At 62.1% G+C, this 21570-nt stretch carries 18 protein-coding genes; 10 read left to right on the top strand and 8 right to left on the bottom strand.

Annotated features, from left to right (window positions below; genetic code table 11):
* Positions 1 to 69 precede the first annotated feature (69 nt).
* A complete protein-coding gene (locus BLR63_RS23430; RefSeq protein WP_078834113.1) occupies positions 70 to 501 on the top strand; it encodes a c-type cytochrome in 432 nt (143 codons plus the stop codon).
* 135 nt (positions 502 to 636) lie between these two features.
* Positions 637 to 2559 carry an acetyl-CoA hydrolase/transferase C-terminal domain-containing protein gene (locus BLR63_RS23435; protein WP_042947508.1) on the top strand — a complete coding sequence of 641 codons (1923 nt, stop codon included), beginning with the start codon at positions 637 to 639 and terminating at the stop codon, positions 2557 to 2559.
* 154 nt (positions 2560 to 2713) lie between these two features.
* On the opposite strand, the gene BLR63_RS23440 is transcribed toward BLR63_RS23435, so the two are convergent.
* Positions 2714 to 3286 carry a xanthine phosphoribosyltransferase gene (locus BLR63_RS23440; RefSeq protein ID WP_010567174.1) on the bottom strand — a complete coding sequence of 191 codons (573 nt, stop codon included), beginning with the start codon at positions 3284 to 3286 and terminating at the stop codon, positions 2714 to 2716.
* A 58-nt stretch (positions 3287 to 3344) separates the two neighbouring features.
* Entirely contained in the window at positions 3345 to 5354 is a 2010-nt protein-coding gene (gene rep, locus BLR63_RS23445; RefSeq protein ID WP_010567175.1) for a DNA helicase Rep, read from the bottom strand.
* 254 nt (positions 5355 to 5608) lie between these two features.
* Here rep and BLR63_RS23450 point away from each other — a divergent pair, with 254 nt between their 5' ends.
* Positions 5609 to 7273 (top strand): putative bifunctional diguanylate cyclase/phosphodiesterase, encoded by a 1665-nt coding sequence (locus BLR63_RS23450; RefSeq protein ID WP_042947511.1) that lies wholly within the window; start codon positions 5609 to 5611, stop codon positions 7271 to 7273.
* 6 nt (positions 7274 to 7279) lie between these two features.
* On the opposite strand, the gene BLR63_RS23455 is transcribed toward BLR63_RS23450, so the two are convergent.
* A complete protein-coding gene (locus tag BLR63_RS23455) occupies positions 7280 to 8683 on the bottom strand; it encodes a NorM family multidrug efflux MATE transporter (RefSeq protein WP_010567177.1) in 1404 nt (467 codons plus the stop codon).
* Between the two features lie 152 nt (positions 8684 to 8835).
* Here BLR63_RS23455 and BLR63_RS23460 point away from each other — a divergent pair, with 152 nt between their 5' ends.
* Both BLR63_RS23460 and BLR63_RS23465 read left to right on the top strand, forming a co-directional pair.
* Positions 8836 to 9756, top strand: coding sequence for a LysR substrate-binding domain-containing protein (locus tag BLR63_RS23460; protein WP_010567178.1), 921 nt, complete (start codon positions 8836 to 8838; stop codon positions 9754 to 9756).
* Positions 9757 to 9933: 177 nt separating this feature from the next.
* Complete coding sequence (locus tag BLR63_RS23465) at positions 9934 to 11910, top strand: methyl-accepting chemotaxis protein (protein ID WP_010567179.1); 1977 nt, start codon at positions 9934 to 9936, stop codon at positions 11908 to 11910.
* A 12-nt stretch (positions 11911 to 11922) separates the two neighbouring features.
* On the opposite strand, the gene pdxR is transcribed toward BLR63_RS23465, so the two are convergent.
* On the bottom strand, positions 11923 to 13419 hold the full coding sequence (pdxR, locus tag BLR63_RS23470) for a MocR-like pyridoxine biosynthesis transcription factor PdxR (protein ID WP_010567180.1): 1497 nt from the start codon (positions 13417 to 13419) through the stop codon (positions 11923 to 11925).
* 142 nt (positions 13420 to 13561) lie between these two features.
* Here pdxR and BLR63_RS23475 point away from each other — a divergent pair, with 142 nt between their 5' ends.
* Entirely contained in the window at positions 13562 to 14776 is a 1215-nt protein-coding gene (locus BLR63_RS23475; RefSeq protein WP_010567181.1) for a benzoate/H(+) symporter BenE family transporter, read from the top strand.
* A gap of 9 nt (positions 14777 to 14785) precedes the next feature.
* Here the strand turns inward: BLR63_RS23475 and BLR63_RS23480 are convergent, their stop codons facing one another.
* Positions 14786 to 16303, bottom strand: coding sequence for a YifB family Mg chelatase-like AAA ATPase (locus BLR63_RS23480; protein WP_010567182.1), 1518 nt, complete (start codon positions 16301 to 16303; stop codon positions 14786 to 14788).
* 126 nt (positions 16304 to 16429) lie between these two features.
* A complete protein-coding gene (locus BLR63_RS23485; RefSeq protein ID WP_010567183.1) occupies positions 16430 to 16690 on the bottom strand; it encodes an accessory factor UbiK family protein in 261 nt (86 codons plus the stop codon).
* 422 nt (positions 16691 to 17112) lie between these two features.
* Here BLR63_RS23485 and glnK point away from each other — a divergent pair, with 422 nt between their 5' ends.
* From glnK to sutA, 4 genes are all read left to right on the top strand, one after another.
* On the top strand, positions 17113 to 17451 hold the full coding sequence (gene glnK, locus BLR63_RS23490; protein ID WP_002555808.1) for a P-II family nitrogen regulator: 339 nt from the start codon (positions 17113 to 17115) through the stop codon (positions 17449 to 17451).
* A 34-nt stretch (positions 17452 to 17485) separates the two neighbouring features.
* Positions 17486 to 18823, top strand: coding sequence for an ammonium transporter (locus BLR63_RS23495; protein ID WP_010567184.1), 1338 nt, complete (start codon positions 17486 to 17488; stop codon positions 18821 to 18823).
* A 210-nt stretch (positions 18824 to 19033) separates the two neighbouring features.
* Positions 19034 to 19459, top strand: coding sequence for a secondary thiamine-phosphate synthase enzyme YjbQ (locus BLR63_RS23500; RefSeq protein WP_010567185.1), 426 nt, complete (start codon positions 19034 to 19036; stop codon positions 19457 to 19459).
* A 102-nt stretch (positions 19460 to 19561) separates the two neighbouring features.
* Positions 19562 to 19888 (top strand): transcriptional regulator SutA, encoded by a 327-nt coding sequence (gene sutA, locus BLR63_RS23505; protein ID WP_010567186.1) that lies wholly within the window; start codon positions 19562 to 19564, stop codon positions 19886 to 19888.
* Positions 19889 to 19977: 89 nt separating this feature from the next.
* On the opposite strand, the gene BLR63_RS23510 is transcribed toward sutA, so the two are convergent.
* Both BLR63_RS23510 and xerC read right to left on the bottom strand, forming a co-directional pair.
* Positions 19978 to 20673, bottom strand: a complete 696-nt coding sequence (locus tag BLR63_RS23510) for an HAD family hydrolase (RefSeq protein WP_010567187.1) — start codon at positions 20671 to 20673, stop codon at positions 19978 to 19980.
* Positions 20670 to 21569: a tyrosine recombinase XerC gene (gene xerC, locus BLR63_RS23515; RefSeq protein WP_010567188.1), complete on the bottom strand. Its 900-nt coding sequence runs from the start codon at positions 21567 to 21569 to the stop codon at positions 20670 to 20672. The genes BLR63_RS23510 and xerC overlap by 4 nt, the downstream gene beginning before the upstream one ends.
* Position 21570 lies beyond the last annotated feature (1 nt).

Below are 21570 nucleotides of genomic sequence, written 5' to 3' on the forward strand. Positions count from 1 at the left end.
TCGCCGCCTGCGAAACCGTGGCCGCAGGCGTGAATAGCCACCATTGAGGGTGAATGCGTGAACCTAATTATGAAAATGCTGGCTGTACCAGCAATAGTATTAGCCCTTGGGGGCTGTGGGCAGAAAGCTGAGCCTCCTGTCAGTAAGACCGCCAGTGATGCGATTGCCCAGCGCCTGGACCCAGTAGGGAAGGTCTGCGTTCAGGGCGAAGAGTGCAAAGGGATGGCAGTCGCTGCGACAGCGGGCGGCGGCGGCGGTGCGAAAACACCGGACGCGATCATCGCCAAACATTGCAACGCATGCCACGGCACCGGCCTGCTGGGCGCACCGAAGATCGGCGACACTGCCGCCTGGAAAGACCGCGCCGACCACCAGGGCGGCCTCGACGGCATCCTGGCCAAGGCCATCACCGGTATCAACTCCATGCCGCCAAAAGGCACATGCGCTGATTGCTCGGATGACGAGCTCAAGGGTGCTATCAAGAAGATGTCTGGCCTGTAATCTGCCGATCTTCGCCAAAAACGCCGCTTACGAGCGGCTTTTTTGTTTCTTGAATTCTGTTTTCAGGCTGTTCTTTGCAGCAAAGACCCGGCAAGCTCGGTCCAACCCCTAATCATGGAATGTCAGGAGGGTCGGATGGTGCAGTTATGTTCAATCGAGCAAGCAGTTGATGACGTCCTGGCGCGGTTGCCGGCCCATGTCCACATGGGGCTGCCTCTGGGCCTGGGCAAGCCGAACCTGTTCGTCAATGCGCTCTACCGGCGTATTGCCAAGTTGCCTGAGCGGTCGCTGACCATTTACACCGCGCTGAGCCTGGGCCGCCCCGCCTTGGGCGACGGCTTGCAGAAGCGCTTTCTCGAACCCTTTGTCGAGCGCGTGTTTGGCGACTACCCCGAACTGGATTTTCTCGCTGACCTGCATAAAGACAGCCTTCCAGACAATATCCGCGTGCAGCAGTTTTTCATGCAGCCCGGCAACTTGCTCCACAGTGTGTCGGCCCAGCAGCAATACATCAGCAGCAACTACAGCCACGCCGCCCGCGATATCAACGCCGCCGGCCTGAACCTGGTGGCGCAATTGGTGGCCAGCAGTCCTGACCATCCGGACCGCCTGAGCCTGAGCTGCAACCCCGATATCACCCTCGACCTGCTACCGATGATCGCCAAGCGCCGCGCCGCCGGGGAAACCGTGCTGATCGTCGGCCAGGTCCATACCGATTTGCCCTACATGCCCGGTGATTCGGAGCTGGGCATGGACGAATTCGATTACCTGCTCGATGAAAAGGACAGCACCACGTTGTTCTCCACGCCGAACATGCCGGTGGGTGTCCAGGATCATTTTATCGGCCTGCATGCCAGCACCCTGGTGCGCGATGGCGGTACGTTGCAGATCGGCATCGGCTCCATGGGCGATGCGCTCACGGCCGCCTTGCTCGCCCGCCAGGCGGATAACGAAGCCTATCGGCGGCTGCTGACCGATCTCGATGTGTACCGGTGGGCGCCGCTGATCAGTCGTGAAGGCGGGGTCGACCCGTTCGCCCGCGGCCTCTATGGCTGCAGCGAAATGTTCGTCAACGGCCTGCTGGTGCTGGCGGATGCGGGAATTGTGCGGCGCAAGGTCTATCCGGACGTGGCGACGCAAGCGCAAGCCAACGCAGGGCTGCTGGATGACGCGGCGCAGCCCGATGGCGTGTCGATCCACGGCGGCTTCTTTCTCGGGCCGCGTAGTTTTTACCAGCGCTTGCAGGAAATGACTCACGCCAGGCGCCTGGATTTCGACATGACCCGCATCAGCTACATCAACGAACTGTATGGCCAGGAAGAACTCAAGCGTCTGCAGCGCCTGGATGCACGGTTTATCAACAGCGCGATCGTGGTGACCCTGCTCGGCGCTGGGGTTGCCGACCAACTGGAAGGTGGCCACGTGCTCAGTGGCGTGGGCGGGCAGTACAACTTCGTGGCCCAGGGCCACGCGCTGGAAGGCGCGCGCTCGATCCTGATTTTGCGCAGCTGGCGCGAAGCGGCGGGAGAGGTCAGTTCCAATATCGTCTGGGAGTACGGGCATTGCACGATCCCACGGCACCTGCGGGATATTGTCATCACCGAATACGGAATTGCCGACTTGCGCGGTCAGACCGATGCCAAAGTGATCGAGGCGTTGCTCAACATCACCGACTCACGTTTCCAGAACGACTTGATCGAACAGGCGAAGAAGGCTGACAAGCTGCCCAAGGACTTCGAGCTGGACCCGCGTTTTGCCGATAACACGCCGGAGCGGCTCAAGGACATCCAGGCGCGGCATCGACGGTTGTTTCCGGAGTATCCGCTGGGCACCGACTTCACGGACGAGGAGCGGGATCTGCTGCGGGCGTTGAACTGGCTCAAGAGCAAATTCAAGCTGACGGAGATGCTGGAGTTGGGCAAGGCGGCGTTGGATGCGCCGGAGCCGGAGGCGTTTCCCGAGCATCTGAAGCGGATGGGGTTGGACCAGCCGGAAGGGCTGAAAGAGGATCTGTACCAGCGCCTGCTGCTCGCCGGACTGCAGGCCACCGCGCACTAAAAACCCCTATCAAACCCTTGTAAAACCCACACAAAACCCAATGTGGGAGGGGGCTTGCTCCCGATAGCGGTGTGTCAGTTACCAATAAATTGACTGACCTACCGCTATCGGGAGCAAGCCCCCTCCCACCTGTTTAATCGCGTTTCGTCAGCGATTACTCGATGAAGGTCACGACCCCATTGGCCAGCGACTTCACGCGAGCCAGGGACTCAACCCGATAACCCTGCGCATCCAGCTCCGCACGGCCACCCTGGAACGACTTCTCGATCACGATCCCCAGACCTGCCACGGTGGCGCCGGCCTGCTTGATGATCGAGATCAGCGCCTGGGACGCTTTGCCGTTGGCCAGGAAGTCATCGATGATCAGCACGCGGTCGCTGCTGGTCAGGTGGCGTGGCGAGATCGCCACGGTGCTTTCCACTTTCTTGGTGAAGGAATACACCGTCGCCGACAACAGGTTTTCGGTCAGGGTCAGGGATTGCTGCTTGCGCGCGAAGATCACCGGCACGCCGAGGTTCAGGCCGGTCATGATCGCCGGGGCAATCCCCGAGGCTTCGATGGTGACGATCTTGGTGATGCCCGAGTCCTTGAACAGCGCGGCGAATTCGTCACCGATCAGTTTCATCAATGCCGGGTCGATCTGGTGGTTCAGAAAGGCGTCGACCTTGAGTACCTGATCGGAAAGCACGATGCCTTCTTCGCGAATTTTCTTGTGCAGTGCTTCCACGGAACGCTTCCTCTAATGGCGCGGGGTGCGCCGAAAGTAGATTGAAAAGTAGTCGATTCTAGCGCTTTAACATCGCGCGTATGTCCGCCAGGGCGGTGTTGCCGCGAACGGCCTTCACCTCGGTCGGGGTGTCGTCATTGCCTTCCCAGGCCAGGTCATCCGGCGGCAGTTCGTCGAGGAACCGGCTGGGGGCACAATCGATGATTTCGCCGTACTGCTTGCGCTTGGCGGCAAAGGTGAAGGCCAGTGTCTGACGCGCGCGGGTAATGCCCACGTAGGCCAGGCGCCGTTCTTCTTCGATGGTGTCGGCTTCGATGCTGGAACGGTGTGGGAGGATTTCCTCTTCCATGCCCATGATGAACACGTAGGGAAATTCCAAGCCCTTGGACGCATGCAAAGTCATCATCTGCACGCCTTCGGCGCCGTCCTCCTCTTCCTGCTGACGCTCGAGCATGTCGCGCAGTACCAGCTTGCCGATGGCGTCTTCGACGGTCATTTCGCCGTCTTCGTCTTTTTCCAGGGTGTTCTTCAGCGCTTCGATCAGGAACCAGACGTTGCCCATGCGGTAATCCGCGGCCTTGTCGCTGGAGCTGTTGGTGCGCAGCCAATTCTCGTAGTCGATGTCCATGACCATGCTGCGCAGGGCGCTGATCGGGTCTTCGCCGGCGCATTGCTCGCGCACCTTGTCCATGAAGCGCTTGAAGCGCGACAGGCGATCGGTGAAACGCGTGTCGAGGTGTTCGCCCAGGCCGATTTCGTCGGTGGCGGCGTACATCGAGATCTTGCGTTCGGTGGCGTAGTTGCCGAGTTTTTCCAGGGTGGTGGAGCCGATTTCCCGGCGCGGCACGTTGATCACCCGCAGGAAAGCGTTGTCGTCGTCCGGGTTCACGATCAGCCGGAAGTAGGCCATCAGGTCTTTGACTTCCTGGCGTCCGAAAAAGCTGTTGCCACCGGACAGACGATACGGCACCTGGTGATGCTGCAACTTCAGCTCGATCAGCTTGGCCTGGTAGTTACCGCGATAGAGAATCGCGAAGTCGCTGTAGGGCCGGTCGGTGCGCAGGTGCAGGCTGAGGATTTCCACGGCCACGCGCTCGGCTTCGGCGTCTTCGTTGCGGCAGCGGATCACGCGGATCTCATCGCCGTGGCCCATCTCGCTCCACAGTTGTTTTTCGAACTCGTGGGGGTTGTTCGAGATCAGCACGTTGGCGCAGCGCAGGATGCGGCTGGTGGAGCGGTAGTTCTGCTCCAGCATCACCACTTTCAGGGACGGGTAGTCGTCCTTGAGCAGCATCAGGTTTTCCGGGCGGGCGCCGCGCCAGGCATAGATCGACTGGTCGTCGTCGCCCACCACGGTGAACTGGTTGCGCGTGCCGATCAGCAGCTTGACCAGCAGGTATTGGCTGGCGTTGGTGTCCTGGTATTCGTCCACCAGCAGGTAGCGCACTTTGTTCTGCCACTTTTCCAGGATGTCTTTGTGTTCCTGGAACAGCTTCACGGGCAGCAGGATCAGGTCGTCGAAGTCCACCGCGTTGAACGCCTTGAGCGTGCGCTGGTAGTGGGTGTAGACGATGGCGGCGGTCTGTTCCTTGGGGTTGCGCGCGTTTTCCAGGGCTTCGGGCGGCAGGACCAGGTCGTTCTTCCAGGCGCCGATCATGTTCTTGATCTCGTCGACGCCGTCGTCGCCCGCGTATTCCTTCTGCATGATGTCGGTCATCAGGGCTTTGACGTCGGTCTCGTCGAAGATCGAGAAACCCGGCTTGTAGCCCAGCCGCGCATGCTCCTTGCGGATGATGTTCAGCCCCAGGTTGTGGAAGGTACACACGGTGAGGCCGCGGCCTTCGCCGCCCTTGAGCAGGGTGCCGACGCGCTCTTTCATTTCCCGCGCCGCCTTGTTGGTAAAGGTCATGGCGACGATGTACTGGGCGCGGATGCCGCAGTTCTGGATCAGGTGCGCGATCTTGCGGGTGATCACGCTGGTCTTGCCGGAGCCTGCGCCGGCGAGCACCAATAGAGGGCCGCCGACGTAGTTCACGGCTTCTTGCTGCCGGGGATTGAGTCGGGACATACAGAGTCAGGGAGTCATTGTTCAAAAGGGCGGGCATTTTAACAGGCTGGCAAGATTCTGCTGCCCTGGATCGATGGTGTGACGTACCACTCGATCTAAATTTGCCGCATTTGTTACTTTGCCGCAGGATGTGGGGGTATTTGCGCCTTTTGTGCGCATTGCTTGTATTTGATAACTCTTGTCATTGGTGATTGCCAGGCCGCACGTCATAATGCGCGCGGCCAACGAAATCTTGCAGAGTCTAGGGAGCTAGCTTGTCTACGCCTGTCGAACCCTTGCGTTTGCTGCTACTGGCCGATATGCCTGAGTGGGCAGCATTGTTGCGCGAGTGCCTGGCGCCGATGGGCGATGGGGCTGTGCTGATCAGTGCACCCAACTGGGACTCGGTGAGTCGTCTGTTCGATGACGACCACAGCGCCATGCTGTTGACCACGCCCAACCTGCAACCCGGCCCTGGCCGTTGCAGCTTGCCGTGCGTGTTGTTGCTGGAACAGGAGCCACTGGTGGTACCCCTGGGGGTCAGTGACTGGCTGGTCCGTCATGCCCTGGACGCCAACACCCTGCGTCGCTGCCTGCGCCATGTGCGCGAGCGCGGCGTGCTGGAAGACACCCTGCAGCGCCTGGCCGAACAGGACCCGCTGACCGGTATCGCCAACCGCCAGGGTTTCCAGACCCTGCTGGCTGCGCGACTGGCGGACAACGATGGTCGCGGCCTGGCCCTGGGGCACCTGGACCTCGACAACTTCCGCCACGCCAACGATGCCCTCGGCCACCAGGCCGGCGACCGGCTGATCCTGCAAGTGGTCTCGCGGCTCAAGAGCCAGCTCGAAGCCGGCGACCAACTGGCACGCCTGGGCAGCGACGAATTTGCCTTGCTGATCGACACCCGCCGCGCACCCCAGCGCGCCGAATGGATGGCCGAGCGCATCATCGAAGTCATGGCCGAACCTTATTGGGTGGATGGCGAAAGCCTGCTGATCGGCTGCAGCCTTGGCATCGCGCATGCCCGCGCCCGTGCTGGTGCCGACCCGTTGATGTGGCATGCCCATATCGCCATGCAGCAAGCCAAAAGTACCCAAGGTTGCACGTTTCATATCTTCAACGAACGCATCAACCGCAACGCCCGCAGCCTGGCCGATCTGGAAAGCGAACTGCGCCGGGCCCTGCGTCGCGATGAGCTGGAGCTGCATTACCAGCCGCGCCTGGACCTGGACGACGGGCATATCGTCGGCCTCGAAGCCCTGGTGCGCTGGCGCCACGGCGAGCGCGGGCTGTTGCCGCCCAGTGAATTCGTGCCGTTGGCCGAACAAAGCGGCCTGATCGTACCTTTGGGTTACTGGGTGATTTCCCGGGCCCTGCGCGACATGCAGGACTTGCGCGAACGCGGCCTGCCGCCGCTGCACATGGCGGTCAACCTGTCGTTCCGCCAGTTCCAGGACAGCCAGTTGCTCTCGACCCTCAGCCGGCTGATTGCCGAGCGTGGGGTGGAAGCACAATGGCTGGAGTTCGAACTCACCGAAACCGCCGTGATGCGCCGCAGTGACCTGGTCAAGCAGACCATGGACGCGCTTGGCCGCTTGGGCGTGCGGTTTTCCCTGGATGACTTCGGCACCGGATTCTCATCATTTGTGCACCTCAACAGCCTGCCGATCGCCTTGTTGAAGATCGACAAGAGTTTTGTCGGCGGCATGGAAGAGCGCGAAGAGAACCGCAAGCTGGTGCACGCCATGATCAACCTGGCGCATAACCTCAACCTGGAAGTGGTGGCCGAAGGGGTGGAAACCCCAGAGCAACTGGCGCTATTGCGCTTGTTCGGCTGCGACCAGGCCCAGGGCTACCTGATCAGCAAGCCGCTGCCGTTGGCCGAGTTGGTGGAATACCTGACGTTCGGTCAAAGCCAGCAAGCCTTGCTGGGCTAGTCCGTCTCACTCGGTCTGTGCGGCGTGAAACCCGCGGTGGGCCTTTGGCTCCCGGCGGATCATGCGCTTGATCTTCGCCTCAAACGCGCAGGTCAGGCTGACCGCCGCACAGGCCAGGCCCAGCGCCAGGCCCCACCATACACCGGTCGGTCCCCAGCCCAGGGTGAAGGCCATCAGCCAGGCAGAAGGCGCGCCGATCAGCCAGTAGCAGCCCGCACCGATCAGGAAGGTGGTCTTGGCGTCCTTGAGCCCGCGAATGCAGCCCATGGCGATGGTTTGCACGCCGTCGAACAATTCGAACCATGCGGCGACGGCGAGCAGGCTGACAGCCAGGATGATCACGTCGTGGAACGCCGGGTCGTTGTGGTCGATCAGCAGTCCGATCAGCGGATCAGAAAACAGCCACAGCACGGCGGCAAATCCCAGCATCACCGCCGCGCCAAATCCTATGCCGACGCGTCCGGCCATACGGGCCTGTACCAATTGCCCGGCGCCGTAATGCTGGCCGATGCGCATTGTGACTGCGTAGGACATTCCCGCCGGCACCATAAAGGCGACCGATACGATCTGCAGGGCGACCTGATGCGCCGCCAACTGGGTGCTGCCCATGGTGCCCATGCACAGCGCCGCAAAGGCGAACAGCCCGACTTCCACCGCATAGGTACCGCCAATCGGCAGGCCCAGTCGCCACAGCTCGCGCAAGTACTGGGTATTGAGGCGCAGCAGGCCCGCGCTCAGCGGGTAGGCGGCGTAAGTGCGGTTGCTGCGGATGTACCACATCAACGCCAACGCCATGCCATTGGCGACGATGGCAGTGACCAGGCCAATGCCCACCAGGCCGAGTTTCGGCAGGCCGAACATGCCTTCGATCAACGCATGGTTGAGCAGGTAATTGAGGACGGTGCCGCCCAGGCTGATCACCATCACTGGCGTCGCCTTGCCGATGGCGCTGGTGAAGCCGCGCAAGGCCATGAAGCTCAGGTACCCGGGCAGGGCGAACGGCAGGATCGTCAGGAATTGCCCGGCCGAGTGCACATTGGTTTCAGTCTGGCCGAACATCAGCAGGACAGGCTTGAGGTTCCACAGCAGTAGACCGGCCGCCAGGGCCATCAGCCAGGCAAGCCACAGCCCGGCTTGGGTCAGGCGGGTGGCGCCGTGGATATCGCCGGCGCCATGACGGATGGCTACCAGCGTGCCCACGGCGGCAATCACGCCAATGCAGAAAATCGATACGAATGAGTAACTCGCCGCGCCCAATCCGCCACCGGCCAGGGCTTCGGGGCTCAGGCGCGCCATCATCAGCGTGTCGGTCAGCACCATCAGCATGTGTGCCAACTGCGAGGCAATCAACGGCCCGGACAACCGCAGAATGGCCCAGAGTTCGCTACGTGCTGGATGCTGCATGATCATCACGCTCAAAAAGTCATTGGGGAGGGGAAGGGCTGATTCTCGGCGCTCTCAGACCGTTGCACAAAGGGATAAATGCGATCATATGCATGATTAAAACTCATGCCTGATTGATTCTGGTAGGGTTTGGGCATTGCGCCGTCGGAGCTTTCCTCATGTCTCGTCGTCTTCCTCCGCTTTACGCCTTGCGCGCGTTTGAAGCCGCCTCGCGGCACAACTCCTTCACCCGCGCGGCGGAGGAGCTTTCGATTACCCAGAGCGCGGTCAGCCGCCATATCCGCACGCTGGAAGAGCATTTCGCCTGCCGCCTGTTCCAACGCAGCGGCCGTAACCTGCAACTCACCGAAGCCGCGCGCTTGCTGTTGCCCGGCGTGCGCGAAGGGTTCGCCGCGCTGGAGCGGGCCTGCCATACCCTGAACGCCGAAGACGACATCCTGCGCATGAAGGCGCCGTCCACGCTGACCATGCGCTGGTTGTTGGCGCGGGTCAGTCGTTTCCGGCATTTGCAGCCGGGCAATGAGGTGCAACTGACCAGCGCGTGGATGAGCGTGGACGAAGTGGACTTCAACCAGGAGCCCTTCGATTGCGCGGTATTGCTGAGCTATGGGCATTTTCCGGCGGACTGGGAAGCCTGCTACCTGTTCCCTGAACTGCTGATTCCTGTCGGTGCCCCGAACCTGTTGGACGATGGGCCTTGGGACGCTGCGCGGCTGGCCACCGCCGAATTGCTGCACCCCACGCCCGACCGGCGGGATTGGCGCAACTGGCTGCAACGTATGGGGCTGTCCTCCCAGGTGTCGCTCAAGGGCGGGCAGGTATTCGACACCCTTGAGCTGGGCATGATCGCCGCCGCGCGGGGTTATGGCGTCTCCATGGGCGATCTGCTGATGGTGGCCGAAGACGTGGCCCAGGGCCGGCTGAGCCTGCCGTGGCCCACCGCCGTGGCCAGTGGGGAAAGTTACTACCTGGTGTGGCCGAAGACCCGTCCCGGCGGCGAGCGCTTGCGGCGGCTGGCGGACTTTCTCCAGAGCGAAGTCAGCGCCATGGAACTGCCCCAGGTCGAACGCCTCGGCTGACGTGGGGAAAACAGCCGATGCAATCGTTTGCGAGATACCCCTGCGAATCGCTCAAGTATTGCTTCTGGCCGCCGAAGTAGGGGTGTTGGAACTATCGTGCACCAACGTTTCCCACTCGATAATTTGCCGAGCAGCGCTATGAGATCAGGACGATCCAGGCGTCGGCCAGGAGCCGTCATGTCTAAACCCCGTGCCCGGATCGCTTCACAGTTAGGCCTTGCGCTCGCTGTGATTCTGGCCGTCGTCATCAGCGGCAGTACCGTGTTTGCCTTGCGTTCCCTCGACTCCGCCAACCTCGACACCCGTGAGGAACACCTGGCCAGCGAGGCACGCCTGCTCGCCGATCAACTCAATACCTTCCACAGCACCTTGCGCGAGAGTACTCAGCGTTTGAGCGGGCTGTTCGAAAAGCGTTTCGGCGCCGGCTTGAGTGTGCGCGGTGACCAGCCAGTGGCTATCGCCGGGATACAGACGCCAGGCCTGTATCTGGGCAGTCATCTGCTGAACAACGATTTCGCTGAGGTCGATGAATTCAAGGACACCTCCGGCGGCGTGGCCACGGTGTTTGTGCGCAGCGGCGAAGACTTTGTCCGCATCAGTACCTCCCTGACCAAGCAAGACGGCAGTCGCGCCATCGGTACGGCCCTGGACCATCAGCATCCGGCGTATCAACGCCTGCTGGCCGGGCAGAGTTATGTCGGCCGCGCGGTGCTGTTCGAACGGTCCTACATGACCCAATACACGCCAGTGCGCGATGCCGCCGGCAAGGTGATTGCGGTACTGTTCGTCGGCTTCGACTACACCGATGCCCAGAACGCCCAGTTCGACAACCTCAAACGCTTCCGAATCGGCAAGACCGGTTCTCTGGCCTTGCTGGACGAACAGAAGCGCTGGCTGGTGCCACCGGCCGGTGTGCAGGCGCTAGAGCAGGCGATCCCGGTGATGCTCGACCTGGCGAAAAAGCCGGGTGAAGGGCGTTTCTGGAGCGACAAGAACGAAGACTTCTACAGCGTTTCGGTGCCGTTCGAAGGCGGCCCGTGGTCAGTGGTGGCGAGCATGCCGAAGGCTGAAATCCGCGCAGTCACGTGGGCGGTGGGCATTCGTCTGGTGATTGGCAGTGCGCTGGCGATGCTGTTCGCGGTGGGGGCGACGGTCTGGCTGCTGCGCAGCAAATTGCAGCCCCTGAGTGACCTGGTACGTCAGGCCGAGGCCTTGGGCGCCGGTGATTTGAGCGCACGGCTGAACGTGTCCAGCCATGACGAGATCGGCCAGTTGGCGCGCAGCTTCAACCAGATGGGGGAAGCGCTGTCGACCATGGTTTCGCACATCCGCAAGGCCGCCGAAGAGGTCAACGGCCGTGCCCAGGCGTTATCCGGGTTGTCCGGCGGGGCGTATGAGGGCATGGAGCAGCAGTCCGGCGAGATCACCAGCATGGCCGGCGCGGTGGAAGAATTCAGCGCCACCTCGCTGAACATCGCCGACAACATGGGCAACACCGAGCGACTGGCCCAGGAAAACGCCCAGCAGACCCGCATTGGCCGGACCTCAATGCAAGAGGCATCGTCGTCCCTGGAACACATCGCCACCGCGCTGAACAGTACGGCCACGGTGATCAACACCTTGGGCCAGCGCTCCCAGGAAATCGGCGGCATTGTCGGCGTGATCACCTCGATCGCCGAACAGACCAACCTGCTGGCGCTCAATGCCGCCATCGAGGCCGCCCGTGCCGGTGAGCAAGGCCGAGGATTTGCCGTGGTCGCCGACGAAGTGCGCAACCTGGCCTCACGCACCCGCCAGGCCACCGATGAAATTTCCGGGATGATCCAGAGCATCCAGCAGGAAACCGGCAACGCCATCAGCACCATGGAACAGGGCAACGCGCTGATGCAGGAAGGCTTGTCACGCAACGCCGACGTGGCGTCGGCCCTGGCACGTATCGACGAGCAGAGCCGCTCGGCCGGTCAGCAATTCGCCGCGATCACCACCGCCACCCAGGAGCAGAGCAGCACCGCGACCTTGCTGAGCAGCAACCTGCAAAGCATTGCACTGGCCAACAGCGAGCAGCGCGAAGTGGTGTCGAACCTGGCGATTACCGCCAAGGAACTGGAGACGCTGGCGGCGAGCCTGCGCCAAGAGGTCGACCGGTTCCGTTGACGGCGTGCCTGGCTAGCGTGCTTTGAGCGCGTGAGCCAGGCGGCGCATGGCGGTTTCGATTTCATGGGCAGTCAGGGACGAGTAGCCCAATAACCATCCCTGTTGCGTTGCCGCACCGGCATACAGTCGGCTGAGACCGGGCAGTTGCACGCCCGCGCTGGCGGCCTGGCGGATGGTTTTTTCTTCCGACCAGCCCTCGTGCAGCACGCAGGGAATTTGCAGCCCGCCCTGGGGCCGACACGCTGTGACCACATGGCCCAGGTGCTTGCCGATGGCATCGAGCATGATGGCTTGGCGCCCGGCGTAGAGTTTGCGCATCGCCCGGACGTGGGCGTTGTAATGCCCGTCCTCCATGAAGCGCGCCAGCGTCAGCTGCAGGATTTGCGGAGTGTGGCCGTCCAGCATGCTGCGCGCGTAGGTAAAGGCCTTGACCAGTTCACGGGGCAGCACCATGTAGCCCATGCGCAGGCCGGGGAACAGGGTCTTGCTGAAGGTGCCGAGGTACAGCGTGCGCTGGTACTTGTCCAGGCCTTGCACGCAGGCCGTGGGTTTGCCGGCGTAGTGGAACTCGCTGTCGTAGTCATCTTCGATGACCCATTTGCCTTTTTCCGCGGCCCAGTTGATCAACTCAAGACGCCGCTCCAGGGTCAGCGTGGCGCCGGTCGGGTATTGATGAGAGGGCGTGACATACACGCAATGGGCGCCGCTGCGGTCGGCGTGCAGCAGGTCGGTGCGGATGCCGGACGCATCGACATCGATGGGCACGACCTTGGCCTCGGCGGTTTCGAAGGCCTTCCTGGCGCCGAAATAGCCTGGGTTCTCCAGCAGGATCGGTTTGCCGACATCCACCAGTAACTGTGCGCACAGAAAAAGCGCCTGGCGCGTACTGCTCAGCACCAGGACCTGGTCGGGCGCGCAGTTGGCGCCGCGCTCAAGGTTCAGATACGTCGCGATGGCTTTGCGTAACGACTCGCTCCCTTGCGGGTCGCCGTGCAACAGCACGCTGCTGCGATAGTCCTTCATCACCTGGCGTTGCAGGCGCTCCCAGACATCGGTCGGGAACGAGCGGGTTTCGGGCAGGCCGGTGGCGAATGCTTTGATCACTTGTTGATCGTTCACGCCGCCGCTGTCGAGGATCATCCGCCCGCGCTGGCTCAAGCCGGCGCCCGGCGCCGCCTGGCTGATTTTGACCGCTTGCGCCTGGCGGCGGCGGGAGGCGCCGCGCAATTCGGCGCCGATGGCCTCGCACACGTAACTGCCGGACCCTTCGCGCCGCACGATAAAGCCATCGCGGTGCAACTGTACGTAGGCGTTCTCCACCGTATCGCGCGCGACCCCCAATGACTTGGCCAGGACCCGCGTCGCCGGCAACTTCAGGCCGGGCGCCAGTACGCCATCGAGGATCAAGGCCCGCAGTGCCCGTTGGATTCGCTGGTGCAGATCCAACTGCCGGAGTTGTGCGTCGTCGAGGCGCATTTGCAGGGTTTCCAGCTCGAAGGTTTTCGCCATGCGGTCTGCCTTGCTTTGAAGAATTGGCCGGTAACGGCAGGCCAGTCTATCCGTAGACTTTCACCCGTGCCACCGCCTCAAGGCCGGCCAACGACCCATCACGCGAGGCTCAATACCTCGCCTGGCAAGGAGCAATGTCCCTATGTCTTCTTCAATCTCGCCGTCGTCGCTGCGTCTGCGCGACGTGTTCCACCCCATTGTGGCCGGGCTGATTTCGGTCATCGTCAATTATGGCGGCACCTTCATTCTGGTGTTCCAGGCGGCCAAGGTGGCCGGGCTCAGCCCCGAGCTGACGGCGTCGTGGGTCTGGTCGGTGTCGATCGGCGTGGGGGTGACCGGGCTGTTTCTCAGCTGGGTGAGCCGCGAGCCGATCATCACCGCATGGTCGACCCCCGCGGCGGCGTTCCTGGTGGTCGCGTTGTCTGCTACGCCTTACGCCGAGGCGGTCGGCGCGTACATCGTGTCAGCCGTGGCATTTGTGCTGCTCGGGCTGTCCGGCTGCTTTGAAAAAGTCATCCGGCTGATTCCGCCGGGCATCGCGGCGGCCATGCTGGCGGGGATTCTGCTGCAGTTCGGCATCGGCGCGTTTGGTGGCATGAGCCTCGACCCGGTGCTGGTCGGCTTGTTGATCGCCGCTTACGTCGCGCTCAAGCGGTTCACTGCACGCTATGCGGTCGTCGGTATTCTGCTGCTGGGCCTGGGATTCCTGCTGGTGCAGGGGCGGGTGGACCTGTCGGGGCTGTCCCTGCAACTGGCGGCGCCGGTATTCACCCAGCCCGTGTTCTCGCTCAATGCCTTGCTCAGTGTGGCGCTGCCGCTGTTTCTGATCACCCTTACGGGCCAGTACATGCCGGGCATGCTGGTGTTGCGCAACGATGGTTTCAAGACCAGCGCGAACCCGATCCTGACGGTGACCGGGCTGGGCTCGCTGTTGATGGCGCCGTTCGGCTCGCACGCGTTCAACGTCGCGGCCATTACAGCGGCCATCTGCACGGGCAAGGAAGCCTCGGAAGACCCGTCCAAGCGCTGGGTCGCCGGGGTTGCCGCCGGGGTGTTCTACATCCTCGTCGGAGTGTTCGGGGTGACGCTGGCCGCCGTATTCATGGCGTTCCCGCCGGCGTTCATCACCACCCTGGCCGGCTTGGCCCTGCTGGGCACCATCGGCGCCAGCCTGGCCAACGCCATGGCGGACGTCCGTTCACGGGAAGCCGCGCTGATCACCTTTCTGGCATGCGCCGCCAACATCAACCTGCTGGGGATCGGTGGCGCGTTTTGGGGCTTGTTGATCGGCTTGGCCGCGTATGCGTTGCTCAATGGTCGCCTGCCTCGTCGCGGCCGCGCGCCGGTTTATCGCTGATTTTGACTTCTAGGCGTTTGCACCGTCCGCCGAGTTGGAGGCCGATGGCCGGTATTGCAGGGCCTCGGCAATGTGGCTGCGCTCGATAGTGTCTGCGCGCTCCAGATCCGCCAGGGTGCGGGCGACCTTGAGCAGGCGGTGGGCCGCTCGAAGGGACAGGGTCAAACGCTCGCAGGCGCTTTCCAGCCAGGCTTCATCCGGCCTCGACAGCGCACAATGCTGGCGCAAACCCGGCAGGTCCAGGAACGCATTGGCGCAGCCCTGGCGCTGTTGCTGGCGTTCCCTGGCCTGGGCAACCAGTGCCGAGGCGCTGGCGGTGTTGTCCCCTGGCTGCGGGGCCGGGTTCAGCGCGGTGATTTCGCGGGCTACCGTCAGGTGCAGGTCGATCCGATCCAGCAACGGCCCGGAGAGTTTGTTGCGGTAGCGCTGGACTTGCTCCGGCGTACAGCGACAGCGCGCACTGGAGTCGCCCATGTAGCCGCAAGGGCAGGGGTTCATCGCGGCGACCAGTTGAAAGCGCGCCGGGAAACTCACGCGGTCACGGGCACGTGAGATCACGATATGCCCCGATTCCAGTGGCTCGCGCAAAACCTCCAGCACTTTACGATCAAACTCGGGCAGTTCATCCAGGAACAGCACCCCATGGTGGGCCAGAGTGATTTCCCCCGGTTGCGGCCTCGACCCACCGCCTACCAGTGCAGGGCCTGATGCCGAATGATGGGGCTGACGAAACGGTCGATGGGGCCAATGGCTCAAGGGCGCCAGGCTGACCACGGATTGAATCGCCGCGACTTCAAGGGCTTCCTGCTCGCTCAATGGCGGCAACAAGCCGGGCAGACGGCTGGCAAGCAGGGTCTTGCCGGTGCCGGGTGGCCCGCTGAACAACAGGTTGTGCGCGCCGGCCGCCGCAATCAGCAACGCGCGCTTGGCTGCCAATTGGCCCTGAACTTCACTCAGGTCCGGGTAAGGTTTGTTCAAGTACCGCAAACCGTCGGATTTATAGGCCTCAATCGGCACGTGCCCATTCAGGTGCGCCACCACTTGGAGCAGATGGTCCACCGCAATCACTTTCAGCCCTGAAGCCAGGCATGCTTCCTCGGCATTGTGCCGGGGCACTATTACCGTGCGCCCGGCCTTGCGCGCCGCCAGCGCTGCCGGCAGCACGCCCTTCACCGCGCGCACCTCGCCGGACAACGCCAACTCTCCCAGGCATTCCACGTCATCGAGCATCAATGCCGGCACCTGCACACTGGCTGCGAGGATTCCCAGGGCAATCGCCAGATCGAAACGCCCACCCTCCTTGGGCAGATCGGCGGGCGCCAGGTTGAGGGTGATGCGGCGGGAGGGGTATTGCAGGGCGGAGTTGAGAATGGCGCTGCGCACGCGGTCCTTGCTTTCCTTGACCGCCGCTTCTGGCAGACCGACCAGCGTCAACGACGGCAAACCATTGGCCATATGCACTTCGACGGTGACGGCAGGGGCTTCGACGCCAATCTGGGCGCGGCTGTGGACAATGGCGAGGGACATGCTCGTTCCTTGAAAAGTGGGGCCCGCTTCCTGCGGTTTTTCAAGGGTAGATGAGGTGGGGAAGAATGAGGCGGGGAGGTTTTACAGAACGTATCCAGGGGGCCGTGAGCCCCCCAGGGGTTGAACTTATTCGGCGGGCGGGTTCAACCTTGCTTCCAATTCCGCGACTTTCGCCTCAAGGCTCTCCAACCGCGCACGCGTGCGGGCCAGTACCACCATCTGGCTGTCGAATTCTTCCCGACTCACCAGGTCCAGTTTGCTGAAGCCACTCTGCAACAAGGCCTTGAACTGGCTTTCGATTTCATTGCGGGGCAGCGGGGTGTCACCGCTGAACAGGCGAGAGGCGTGGCCGCTCAGGGCGTCGAGGAGGTCTTTGGGCGCGAGCATGGGAAATATTCCGGAAAACTGTTGGCCGGCAGTGTATCACGCAGCGTCTATAGTCTTTTCCAGGGCCCGATGCGCACGCTTTTCGCGCAGGGGGCCGGGAGGTGGCGCACTGTTTTTGTGCGCATTGCGGCCGCCATGAAGCCCCGCCGGTGGGCATAAGTGAGCAAGGGACTGATTTCAGTGGTTTTTACGGAGCTGGCAAGGTTTCTGCTTAGACGATCATGACCCATGCACTGATGCAGTCGCTGTGACGAATGCAGTGCGCCGACGGATCAGGGGTACAGGTTTCGTCACCAGTGGTTCGCTGGCGTCGTAATGGCAACTGCTCTTGCGACGACGCGTTACAAAGCCAGGCGCTGCGCTTAGACTTGAGACGGGTTTGTTTTCCTGGGGCAAGTCCACCAATTCGGGAGAGAGTTTTCATGAAGCTAGTCACTGCCATCATCAAGCCGTTCAAGTTGGACGATGTACGCGAGTCGTTGTCCGAGATCGGCGTGCAGGGCATTACCGTTACTGAGGTCAAAGGCTTCGGTCGGCAGAAGGGTCACACCGAGCTGTATCGCGGCGCGGAATACGTGGTCGATTTCCTGCCGAAGGTGAAGATTGATGTCGCCATTGACGACAAGGATCTTGATCGGGTTATCGAGGCGATAACCAAGGCCGCCAACACTGGCAAGATCGGTGACGGCAAGATCTTCGTGGTCAATCTGGAACAGGCTATTCGCATCCGTACCGGCGAAACCGATACCGACGCAATCTAAGCCGCCAAACCCCAACGCCCCAGGAGAAAACAATATGACTCTGCGTAAATTCGCAGGGCTCGGAGCCCTGTTGTCCATCGTAATGCCCGGCCTGGCCATGGCGGCAGACGAAGTGGCGGCTCCAGTCCTCAATTCCGGTGATACCGCGTGGATGCTCACATCCACCGCGCTCGTGCTGTTCATGACCATTCCCGGCCTGGCGCTGTTCTACGGCGGCATGGTGCGGTCCAAAAACATTCTGTCGGTGATGATGCAGTGCTTCGCCATCACTGGCTTGATCACCATCCTGTGGTTCGTCTACGGCTACAGCATGGCGTTCGACACCACCGGTATGGAAGCAGGCGTCGTCAACTTCAACTCCTTCGTGGGCGGCCTGTCCAAGTTGTTCCTGTCGGGTGTGACGCCGGCCAGCATCACCGGCCCTGCGGCGCTGTTCCCTGAGGCGGTGTTCGTCACCTATCAGATGACGTTCGCCATCATCACCCCGGCGCTGATTGTCGGTGCCTTCGCCGAGCGTATGAAGTTCTCCGCGATGCTGATCTTCATGGGCGTCTGGTTCACCCTGGTCTACGCGCCGATTGCCCACATGGTGTGGGGCGGTCCGGGCTCGCTGCTGGGTGATTGGGGCGTGCTGGACTTTGCCGGCGGTACCGTGGTGCATATCAACGCCGGTGTGGCCGGCCTGGTAGCGTGCCTGGTGCTGGGTAAACGCAAAGGCTTCCCGACCACGCCAATGGCGCCTCACAACCTGGGTTACACCCTGGTGGGCGCGGCCATGCTGTGGGTCGGCTGGTTCGGCTTCAACGCCGGTTCCGCTGCTGCGGCCAACGGTACTGCCGGTATGGCGATGCTGGTGACCCAGATCGCAACCGCCGCCGCCGCCCTGGGCTGGATGTTCGCCGAGTGGCTCACCCACGGTAAGCCAAGTGCCCTGGGCATCGCCTCGGGTGTGGTTGCGGGCCTTGTGGCCATTACGCCAGCTGCCGGCACTGTGGGCCCGATGGGCGCGCTGATCATCGGCCTGGCGGCGGGTGTGGTGTGCTTCTTCTGCGCCACGACCCTCAAACGCAAACTGGGCTATGACGACTCCCTGGACGCCTTCGGTGTCCACGGTATCGGCGGTATCCTCGGCGCAATCCTGACCGGTGTGTTTGCGGCACCGGCCCTGGGTGGCTTCGGCACCGTGACTGATGTGGCAGCCCAAGTCTGGATTCAGTGCAAAGGCGTTGGCTTCACCGTGATCTACACCGCCATCGTGACCTTCATCATCCTCAAGGTGCTGGACATGGTCATGGGCCTGCGGGTTACCGACGAAGAAGAGGCGGTCGGCCTCGACCTGGCGCAACACAACGAACGCGGCTACAACTTGTAAGTACGCAAAAAAACATGCCCGGCTTGCCGGGCATTTTTTTGTCTGGCGTTTGTCATTCATAACAAGCTGTATCGGTTTTTGCGCTCCGTTTGTGATGGAGCGCACGTGGCACGTTTCAGTGTGCGTATGTCTTACAGCCCTGTGGGCGTATTCGGCACTTTGTTTTTTCCCAGAGCACGCTAGAATGCGCGCCGATGGGCGGAGAACTGTATGTGGCAACAGACCCTGATTACCCTGCGGGCCAAGCCCCGGGGCTTTCACCTGGTGACCGACGAGTTGCTTGCCGGCTTGCCTGAATTGAAGGCGTGTCGCGTGGGCCTGTTGCACCTGTGGCTGCAGCACACCTCGGCCTCGTTGACCGTCAACGAGAATGCCGATCCGGCGGTTCGCCGTGACTTCGAGCGTTATTTCAACTCGCTGGTGCCGCAAGGCCTGGCAGGGTTCGAACACAACGACGAAGGCCCGGATGATCTGCCGGCGCACTTCAAGGCCAGTCTCCTGGGCTGCCAGCTGAGTTTGCCGGTGAAGGCCGGCCGCTTGGCGATGGGGACCTGGCAAGGTGTTTATCTGGGCGAGCACCGTGATCATGGCGGTGCTCGTAAAGTCCTCGCCACTTTGCACGGTGATGGGGCATAAGCCACTGGTTATCCGGTGGATGTTGATTTTTTTCCGGCAACCTCGACAGAGGGTGAAGCTGGGCTATAACTAATCTGCTTTTCGCAAGTCATGAGGTAGAACATGAGCGACGATGATCTGGAAAACGACGAACTGGAAGTAGGTGACGAAGACGACACCGAGGAAGGTCTTGAAGCGGCGGCGGAAGACGTTGCTGACGACGACGGCGGTGACGATGTTCCTGTTCCGGCTGCCAAAGGCAAGGCCAAGGCCGCTGTTTCGGTAGACGAACTGCCGAGCGTCGAGGCCAAGAACAAAGAGCGCGATGCGCTGGCCCGTGCGATGGAAGAATTCCTCGCAAAAGGCGGCAAAGTGGTCGAGGTCGAGCCCAATGTGGTTGCAGACCCTCCCAAGAAGCCTGACAACAAGTACGGCAGCCGGCCTATTTAAGTCCGTCCCATGCTTGCGTGAAAAAGCCCGCCGTCGCTGCGGGCTTTTTCATGTGTGAAACAAACTCTGTATGCCACTCAAGATCAGTCTCAGTTCCAGCTGCGCAGTAACTCGGGCAACTCCGCCAGGCTATGAATCTGCGCATCCGGGCGCTTGTCCCCTTCCCAGACCTTGCCCGCTGGGTTGAACCACACCGCACGAAGCCCCGCCTGCTGCGCGCCGACGATGTCATCGCCGGGATGGTCGCCGACATGCACCGCCGCACTCGCCTCCACCCCGCCACGCTGCAACGCCTCCTCAAACAATCGCGCATCCGGCTTGGCGATGCCGACATCTTCGGCGCGCAGGGCAAAGTGAAAGTAGTCCGCCAGGCCCACGCGCTGCACATCCGCGTTGCCATTGGTGATCACCCCCAGCAGGAAGTGTTGGCGCAGCGCCCGAAGCATGGGCTCGGCTTCAGGAAACACGGTGAGCTGGTGCCGTGCACGAATGAACGCCTCAAAGCACACATCGGCCATTTGCGTGGCCTCGGGCTGTGGATAGCCTGCTTCTTCAAACGCATGTATCAGGACGCGATGGCGTAAGAGGCTGATGCGGTGTTTCAGTTCGGGATGACGTTGCAGCACCTGCTGGCGCAGGGTGGCGAAGTGTTCCAGAGGCAGTTCGCCGACCTTGGACGCATGGGTGGCCAGCCATTCGCGCATCGACGCTTCGGCGCTGATGATGACCGGTACGTTGTCCCAGAGTGTGTCGTCCAGGTCGAAGGTGATCAGCTTGATACTCATGAGTCGCCGCCCTTGATGCGTTTGGCCCGTGGATGGGCGCTGTCATACACCGTTGCCAGGTGCTGGAAGTCCAGATGGGTATAGATTTGCGTGGTCTTGATATCGGAGTGGCCGAGCAGTTCCTGCACTGCGCGCAGGTCTTGGGACGACTCCAGCAAATGACTGGCAAACGAGTGCCGCAGCATGTGCGGATGCAGGTTCTGCCCCAGCTCGCGCTCACCGGCCGCCTTGACCCGTAGTTGAATGGCCCGCGGCCCTAGGCGCCGGCCCTGCTGGCTGACGAATACGGCGTCGTCCGCCGGGTTGGTCAGCGCGCGCAGGGGCAGCCACAGTTGCAGCGCTTCCCGGGCCTTCCGGCCGACCGGCAGCACGCGGGTCTTGCTGCCTTTGCCGAGCACTTGCACCAGGCCGTCGGCCAGGTCCAGTTGATCGAGGTTCAGGCCGGTCAGCTCCGACAGGCGCAGGCCCGAGGAGTAGAACAGTTCGAGGATCGCCTGGTCGCGATGGGCGAGGAAGTCATCCTCCACGGCACCATCGAGCAGTTGCAGGGCGCGATCGGTGTCCAGGGTCTTGGGCAGGCGCCGTTCGCCCTTGGGCGGGGCCAGGCCATTGGCCGGGTCGTGGTCGCACAGGCCTTCACGGTTCAGGTAGTGATACAGGCCGCGCACCGCCGACAGCAGGCGCGACAGGCTGCGCGAGGATTGGCCTTGCTGGTGCAGCCGCGCAATCAGGCTGCGCAGGCTCTGGATATCCAGGGCCTTCCAGCTGGTGATCTGTTGTTTTTCGCAGTACGCCAGGACCTTGTTCAAGTCCCGCCGGTAGGCTTCCAGGGTATGGGGCGACACCTGGCGCTCGTTGCGCAGGTGAGCGCAATAAGCGTCCAGTTGCCGTTCCATG

Source organism: Pseudomonas extremaustralis, from assembly GCF_900102035.1.
Lineage (GTDB): Bacteria > Pseudomonadota > Gammaproteobacteria > Pseudomonadales > Pseudomonadaceae > Aquipseudomonas > Aquipseudomonas extremaustralis.

Coding starts and splice junctions, on each gene's coding strand:
- BLR63_RS23430 (WP_078834113.1), top strand. CDS start 70: ATGAAAATGCTGGCTGTACCAGCAATAGTATTAGCCCTTGGGGGCTGT.
- BLR63_RS23435 (WP_042947508.1), top strand. CDS start 637: ATGGTGCAGTTATGTTCAATCGAGCAAGCAGTTGATGACGTCCTGGCG.
- rep (WP_010567175.1), bottom strand. CDS start 5,354: ATGTCCCGACTCAATCCCCGGCAGCAAGAAGCCGTGAACTACGTCGGC.
- BLR63_RS23455 (WP_010567177.1), bottom strand. CDS start 8,683: ATGATCATGCAGCATCCAGCACGTAGCGAACTCTGGGCCATTCTGCGG.
- BLR63_RS23460 (WP_010567178.1), top strand. CDS start 8,836: ATGTCTCGTCGTCTTCCTCCGCTTTACGCCTTGCGCGCGTTTGAAGCC.
- BLR63_RS23465 (WP_010567179.1), top strand. CDS start 9,934: ATGTCTAAACCCCGTGCCCGGATCGCTTCACAGTTAGGCCTTGCGCTC.
- pdxR (WP_010567180.1), bottom strand. CDS start 13,419: ATGGCGAAAACCTTCGAGCTGGAAACCCTGCAAATGCGCCTCGACGAC.
- BLR63_RS23475 (WP_010567181.1), top strand. CDS start 13,562: ATGTCTTCTTCAATCTCGCCGTCGTCGCTGCGTCTGCGCGACGTGTTC.
- BLR63_RS23480 (WP_010567182.1), bottom strand. CDS start 16,303: ATGTCCCTCGCCATTGTCCACAGCCGCGCCCAGATTGGCGTCGAAGCC.
- BLR63_RS23485 (WP_010567183.1), bottom strand. CDS start 16,690: ATGCTCGCGCCCAAAGACCTCCTCGACGCCCTGAGCGGCCACGCCTCT.
- glnK (WP_002555808.1), top strand. CDS start 17,113: ATGAAGCTAGTCACTGCCATCATCAAGCCGTTCAAGTTGGACGATGTA.
- BLR63_RS23495 (WP_010567184.1), top strand. CDS start 17,486: ATGACTCTGCGTAAATTCGCAGGGCTCGGAGCCCTGTTGTCCATCGTA.
- BLR63_RS23500 (WP_010567185.1), top strand. CDS start 19,034: ATGTGGCAACAGACCCTGATTACCCTGCGGGCCAAGCCCCGGGGCTTT.
- sutA (WP_010567186.1), top strand. CDS start 19,562: ATGAGCGACGATGATCTGGAAAACGACGAACTGGAAGTAGGTGACGAA.
- BLR63_RS23510 (WP_010567187.1), bottom strand. CDS start 20,673: ATGAGTATCAAGCTGATCACCTTCGACCTGGACGACACACTCTGGGAC.
- xerC (WP_010567188.1), bottom strand. CDS start 21,569: ATGGAACGGCAACTGGACGCTTATTGCGCTCACCTGCGCAACGAGCGC.